Here is a 6,525-nt window from a genome sequence, read left to right on the forward strand (position 1 = left end):
GCTTTCCTGTCATGATCCGCACCGCCGCACTCGCCCATATCCGCGACCGCCGTCTGCTGCAGGCGCGTTCGACCGGTAAGGATGTGTTCTACATGGCGGGCGGCAAGATCGACCCCGGGGAATCAGCGGTCCAGGCGCTGTACCGCGAGGTGCGCGAGGAACTCGGGGTCGGCGTGCGCACCCACGACGAGCTCGGTGTCTTCGAATGCGAGGCCTACGGGCATGCCCCGGGCACCGCCCTGCACATGACGTGCTACACCGCCGATCTCACCGGCGACCCCACTCCGACCAGCGAAATCGCCGAACTGCGCTATTTCACGGTCGGCGAGTACGCGGCGATGCCACAGGTGGCACCCGGCTCGATGCTGGTATTCCGCCGACTGCACGAGCTGGACCTGATCGACTGGTGAGGGCGGGATCCGGTCGTGCGGATCAGCCGGCGTCCGGGGTCTCCTCGGTACGCGCAGACTTATCGGTACTCGTGGGCTTACCGGTATCCGCAGGCTTACCGGTATCCGCGACCTTCTCAGCGTCTGCGTCCGCCGCGGAATCCCCGGCATCTCCGGCCTTTCCGGTCGCAGCATCCGCCGCGTCCGAACCCTCCGCACCGGTGTCGGCTCCGGCGCCCGGGCCCGGAATCTGTTCGACGGGTAGCGGCAATCGGGATGCGGCCAGCAAGGCCAGCAGCAGGACGACGGCCGTACCGAGCAGGGTGATCCTGGTGGCATCGGCCAGGCCGGCGGCCAGCGCGTCGGTGACCGCGCCCGGTGCCTGATGGACGCGCAGGCCGCTGATCGCATCGCCGGCCGAGTCCCGGGTCGCGGCGGCCACCGCGGCTGCGGTCGAGGATTCCAGGCCCGCTACCGAATCGAGCCGGGAATGCAGGAAATGCCCGAGACCGATCGACAAGACACCGCCCAGCACCGCCACGCCGAGCACCGCGCCCGCATGCCGGGCCGTCGCGGCGGTCAGCGATCCCGGTTCCGATGCCATCGCGGCGCTGCGGTGGATGGTTCGGCCGGTCAGCGGCGCCGCAGCCAGCCCGAGGCCGACGCCGTAGCAGGCGAGGAGCACCGTCGGCACCCAGGCCGAGACGGTCGATCCGAGCACCAGGGCCGCGACCGCCGCCGCGACCAGCTCGATCACCAGGCCGGCTCGCACCAGCCATATCGACGGCAGTGCCCGGGTCCGGGCCGGCCAGCTGGTCGCGATACTCGCCAGCAGCGCCCCGCCGGCCAGTGCCACCAGCACGAGACCGCTGCGCAGCGTGGACAGGCCGAGGCAGTTCACCAGATACAGCGGCAGCGCGAACAGGATCCCGAACAGCGCGGTCACCACGAAGAAGGCCGTGAGGTCGCCCCAGCGCCGGGGATCACGCAGCTGCGAGAAGTCCAGCAGAGCCGGATGCTCCACCTTGGCGCGATGTCTCTCCCAGAGCACGAACAGCAGCAACAGCAGCAGGCCCACGATCAACACCAGGGGAATCACCGAACTCGCCGACTGCGGCGACCAGGTCAGGCCCAGCAACGTGAATTCCCGCCGCGGCCGCCCCCAGCCGTACCGCTGCCCCTCCACCAGCGCGAAGATCACCAGCGCGAAACCGGCGGTGCCGAGCAGCCAGCCGTCCACATCGAGCGCGAGGTGCGCCCGGGCGCCACGTATCCGCGTTTCGGGAACCGCGAGCACGATCCCGATCACTACCACCAGGCCGATCAGCGCCTCGAGCAGGAAGATCCACGGCCAGGTGAACGATGAGGTGAACCAGCCGGCGAGCAGTGCGCCCAGGACTCCGGCCGCGGCGATCGCCGGAATCCCGAATACATAGACGAAGCGTCGATCCTGTCCGCGAAAGATCGCCGTGACGGTGGCGAGCGCCCCGGCGAGCGCGGCCGCCGCACCGATCCCCTGCACGATCCGTCCCCAGATCAGCGGCCCGGCGGTGTCGGCGGAGGCGGCGAGCAGGGCACCGGCGATGAAGACGACCGCCCCGAGGGTGAGGATGGTGCGGCGGCCGATGCGATCGCCGATCCGGCCGGCGGCGATCAGGGCCACGACGAGCACCACCGAATACACGCAGAAGATCCACTGGGCCTGGGTGAAGTCCAGATGCAGGTCGCCGACGATCGCCGGAATCGAGACGGCTACCAGGGTGCCGTCCAGCATGACCATCGCGACCGTGGCAGTCAGGGCCGCAAGCATGTACCAGCGTCTGTTACCGACCGGCGACTCGTCGAGTTCCGCGCCTGTTCGACCTTGGTCAGCCATCCGCCGCTCCCGTCGTCGACCGGTGTCGCTGGGAAGTAACTGGTATCGGACGAGTCTACGGGTCGAAACGGGCGAATCCGGGCGTTCGAGTCCCGGTGATACCGGACCGTGCAACGATCGCGAGCGTTCGGCAACCGGCCCTCCGCCCGCCTCGGAATCATTCCGACACGCGGCTCGCTTCCGGAAAGGTGGCGTCGCGGATGATCCGCAGCCCCTCGAGCAGGCGGTCGCGTTGCTGTGCGGTGAGACGACCGTAGAACCAGGTGTCGAGCATCTCCAGATACTCGGGCAGCACCTTTGCCAAGCGGTCGGCCCCGGCGTCGGTCAGTGCGGCGTAGGACGTGCGGCGGTCTTTCTCGTCCGGTTCGCGGCGCGCCAGTCCATTTCGTTCGAGCCGATCCACCAGGCGCGTGACCCCGCTGGTCGACAGCTGAGTCTGATCGGCCAGATCGGTCATCCGCAGCCGCCGCGCCGGCGATCTGCTCAATCGCATCAGAGCGGCGGCGTCCAGCGCGGACAGACCGTGTGCCGCCCAGGTCGGTTCCAGTTTGCGCTGGATCCCGCTGGTCGCCTCGAACAGCAGACCCACGTCACCCAGACGTGGGTCTTCGAAGGTGTCGTGCGTGTGCTCCACGGTTACCGACCCTACTCGCACCATTGCTACAGGGATAGTTGACATGAGGAATACTTTTCGTATTATTGCGTCGTGGATATTCCCCACAACAACTATTTGGAGTAGATTATGACCAGCACCTGGCTCGCCGGATTCCGCTCCGCGATCATCAGCCCCTACGAGCAGTTCCAGCTGACCGAACCACGCGGCTTCGCCGACCAGACCGTGCGGCAGATCCTGCACATGGCCGGCGGCGGCCGCCGCGTGCGAGTGCGCCTGAGCAACAGATTCGGTCGCGACACCGTGACGATCGGCGCGGCGCGCATCGCCGCGCGTAAGACCGGGTCCGCCGTGATCACCGAGACCGACACCGTGCTGCGTTTCGACGGAGCACAGCGCGCACATATCGACGCCGGCGCCGAATTGATCAGCGACCCGGTGGATCTCGCGGTGCAGGCGGGCGACGATCTGCTGCTGAGCCTCTATCTGCCCGGGACTACCGGCCCGGCCACCTTCTCCCACCAGCCCATGGAGATCAGCTACGTGACGGCGGGCGACCGTACCGCCGACCCGGAACTCCGCGCCGCGGCAGAGGTGCCCTCGCGCTTCTACGTCACCGGTGTCGATGTGCTGGCCGAGTCCGAATCCCCGGTGGTGGTGGCATTCGGCGATTCCTGGTTCGAGGGTGCGGGCACCACCATGAGCACCAATCACCGCTCGGTGGACGCGCTGAACTCGCTACTGACGCGCGGGTGGGCGGTCAATCAGGGCATCGGCGGCAATCAACTGCTCACCGACGAGATCGGTGAACACGCCCTGGCACGCTTCGACCGCGATGTCCTGGAGGTTCCCGGCGTCTCCCATGTGGTGATCAACCTGGGAATCAACGACCTGGGACTCGGTGCGACGGCACGGGCCGAGGACCTGATCGCCGGGCATATCGAACTCGCCCGCCGGGCACATGCCGCGGGGCTTCGGATCTACGCCGACACGATCGGACCTTTCGCGGGCGCGATCTATCCGGAGGTGAACACCGACGCCGCCAGGCCGGTCCGCGCCCGGGTGAACGAATGGTTGCGCACCACCACCGTTTTCGACGGCGTATTCGATATCGCCACCGCCGTGGCGGACCCGGCCCGGCCCGATTACATCCGCCCGGATCTCGACAGCGGCGACGGGCTCCACCTCAACGACGCGGGCGCCCGCATCATGGCGGAGGCGATGCGCATCCCCGGACTCCGGTGACGTCAGCGCGGTTTCACCGCGGCCAGCAGCTCCGGACCGTGTGACTCCACGCGCCGAGTGACGAGGTGGGCGCCGAGCAGGGCGGCACCGATGCCCAGCGCGATGCCCAGCGGCAGGGCGGCCCACTGGATGAGGGCGTGGTGCGTCACCGCCCCCAGCACCAGGACGGCCAGCACCGGGAGCCCGACCACCAGCTGGCCGAATCCGATCACCAGCTGCACCAGCGCCCGGGCGCACCCGGGATTTCCGGAATTGCCCGCGAAGGGGTTACCGCGCTGCTGCGGCAGCGGGTATGCCGCATGGACCGACAGGAACATCGCGGTCGCTACCCCGACGCCCAGCAGTACCGGCAGCAGCGACACCGCCCACGGATACATCTGCTGCTGTCCGGCGACACCGGGCAGCAGCAGGGTCAGCACCACCGGCAGTGGACCGACAACCAGTAGCCAGGCGATCATCCGGCCGCGGACATCGGCGGGCACAGCACCCGGAATCACCAGCGTGTGCCACAGTGCAGTGCCGTCGAAGGCGTACATGTTGGCACTGGCCATCGCTGCCATCCACACCACGAACACGCCCGCGAACGGCACACTCGCGCCACCGTTCTGCAGGCCGAGAAACAGGGGTAGCACTACACCGATCAGCATCAGCGGCAGCAGTGCCGCGCGCCGGCGGCCGTCGCGCCACCAGGTGCGTAGTTCCTTCAATATCACCGCACCCACCGGAGTCGGGGGAATCATGCGCTCGAGCCGGCCCGAACCGGACCGCGAGCCGGCCGCTCGTGCCGGTCCCGCGGCCGCCGCCGTGGTGGTGAGGCGCCGCCGCAGCAGTACGGCCCACGCCTGCCACAGCGCCGCGGCCAGTACCGCGAGTCCGATCAGTGCCGCCAGGCCATACCACCAGCGCCCTTCGGCTGCTGCCTGCACCGCGTACGGAGCCCAGCCCGAGGGCAGCACCCGCAGCGTGAGTTCCACACCGGGAGAGGCATGTTCCAGGCGCGGACCGAGATAGGTGAGCAGTAGTTGCAAGGGGTAATAGGCCAGACCGGTGAGCCCCGCCAGCACCACACCCAGATCGCGGCCACGCCGAGAACGCATCGCCGCACCGATCCAGGCCAGTACCACCCGCGACAGCAACACCACGAAAACGAGCTGCAGGCACATACCGGCGACCGCGAACAGCGCCGGCAGCACTCCCCACTGCACCCCGGCGGCCACCAGCCCGGCGAACGCGAGCAGGTTCACCGCCCCCGCGGGTCCGGTGAACGCCACCGCGAGCAGGCCGATCGACAACTGCCGATAGCTCATCGGCAACAGCCGGAAGTGTTCCGGCTGCAGGGTTTCGTCACTGCTGCCGGTGAGGATCGGGCCACACAACCACCCCAGGGTCCACACCGCATACAGCGTGGCGGCCACATTGACGGCCGCCCGGGTGTCCCAGCCGTGCGCGGCCACCGCCGTCAACGCGGCCGTGGCCAGTGCCGCGAGGACACCGACGATCAGTGCGATCCAGAATCCGGCCGCGGCTCTGCCACTGCTCATCGCGCGGGCGGTGAGCCGCCAGCGCATCCGGATCAGGACGCCAACCACGACAGGCCCTCGTCTCCCCCGATCCGTCCGCCCACCAGCCGGACGAACGCCTGCTCCAGGCTCCCCTCGCCGCGCACCTCGGCGACCGATCCCGCGGCCACCACCGTGCCCTTGGCGATCACCGCGAGGTGATCGCAGAGGTTCTCCACCAGTGCCATCACATGACTGGACAGCACCACCGATCCGCCACCGTCGACGAACCGCTGCAGAATGGTGCGAATCGTGCTGGCCGACACCGGATCCACCGCTTCGAACGGCTCGTCCAGTACCAGCAGCTTCGGACCGTGCAACAGCGCCGTGGCGAGACCGATCTTCTTACGCATGCCGGCCGAATAGTCGACCACCAGGGTGTGCTCGGCATCGAGCAACTCCAGGACCGCCAGCAGTTCCTGCGCTCGCTCGGCGACCGTGCCGGGCGCCATCCCACGCAGCAGCCCGGTGTAGGTGAGTAGTTCACGGCCGGTGAGGCGTTCGGGCAACGCCAACCCGTCCGGCAGCACCCCGACGATCGTTTTGGCGCGCACCGGGTCCGCCCACACGTCCGCACCGAAGATGTGCGCCTGTCCGGCATCGGGCCGCAGCAGACCCACGGCCATCGACAATGTGGTGGTCTTACCGGCACCGTTGGGGCCGACCAGCCCGAAGAACGATCCGGGCGGGACCGACAGGCTCACACCGTCGACCACCCAGGGCCCGCCGAACCGCTTGTACAACCCGCTCAGCTGCAGAGCGGGTGTGTCGTCTGCGTGCATTTTTCCCCTCCTGTGCCGGGAATCGTCTTCGCACGGTACCCACGGCCGGCGGCCCGGGTGA

The 6,525-nt window shown here is 68.6% G+C and carries 6 protein-coding genes; 2 read left to right on the plus strand and 4 right to left on the minus strand.

The features are described from left to right. Positions 1 to 11 precede the first annotated feature (11 nt). On the plus strand, positions 12 to 410 hold the full coding sequence (locus NV2_RS05705; protein ID WP_067870208.1) for an NUDIX hydrolase: 399 nt from the start codon (positions 12 to 14) through the stop codon (positions 408 to 410). Positions 411 to 432: 22 nt separating this feature from the next. On the opposite strand, the gene NV2_RS05710 is transcribed toward NV2_RS05705, so the two are convergent. Next, positions 433 to 2,265 carry an MFS transporter gene (locus NV2_RS05710; protein ID WP_084473922.1) on the minus strand — a complete coding sequence of 611 codons (1,833 nt, stop codon included), beginning with the start codon at positions 2,263 to 2,265 and terminating at the stop codon, positions 433 to 435. A gap of 157 nt (positions 2,266 to 2,422) precedes the next feature. Next, entirely contained in the window at positions 2,423 to 2,899 is a 477-nt protein-coding gene (locus NV2_RS05715; RefSeq protein WP_245662456.1) for a MarR family winged helix-turn-helix transcriptional regulator, read from the minus strand. A gap of 108 nt (positions 2,900 to 3,007) precedes the next feature. On the opposite strand from NV2_RS05715, the gene NV2_RS05720 reads away from it, so the two are divergent. Then, on the plus strand, positions 3,008 to 4,123 hold the full coding sequence (locus NV2_RS05720; RefSeq protein WP_067870214.1) for a GDSL-type esterase/lipase family protein: 1,116 nt from the start codon (positions 3,008 to 3,010) through the stop codon (positions 4,121 to 4,123). A 2-nt stretch (positions 4,124 to 4,125) separates the two neighbouring features. Here the strand turns inward: NV2_RS05720 and NV2_RS05725 are convergent, their stop codons facing one another. Then, the gene (locus NV2_RS05725) at positions 4,126 to 5,712 is read right to left on the minus strand and encodes a hypothetical protein (RefSeq protein ID WP_067870216.1); all 1,587 of its coding nucleotides are present in this window, start codon (positions 5,710 to 5,712) and stop codon (positions 4,126 to 4,128) included. Then, positions 5,697 to 6,464, minus strand: a complete 768-nt coding sequence (locus NV2_RS05730) for an ABC transporter ATP-binding protein (protein ID WP_067870218.1) — start codon at positions 6,462 to 6,464, stop codon at positions 5,697 to 5,699. Before NV2_RS05730 ends, NV2_RS05725 begins: the two co-directional genes overlap by 16 nt. Between the last annotated feature and the right edge of the window lie 61 nt (positions 6,465 to 6,525).

It is taken from the genome of Nocardia vermiculata NBRC 100427, from assembly GCF_001613265.1.
Classification (GTDB): Bacteria; Actinomycetota; Actinomycetes; order Mycobacteriales; family Mycobacteriaceae; genus Nocardia; species Nocardia vermiculata.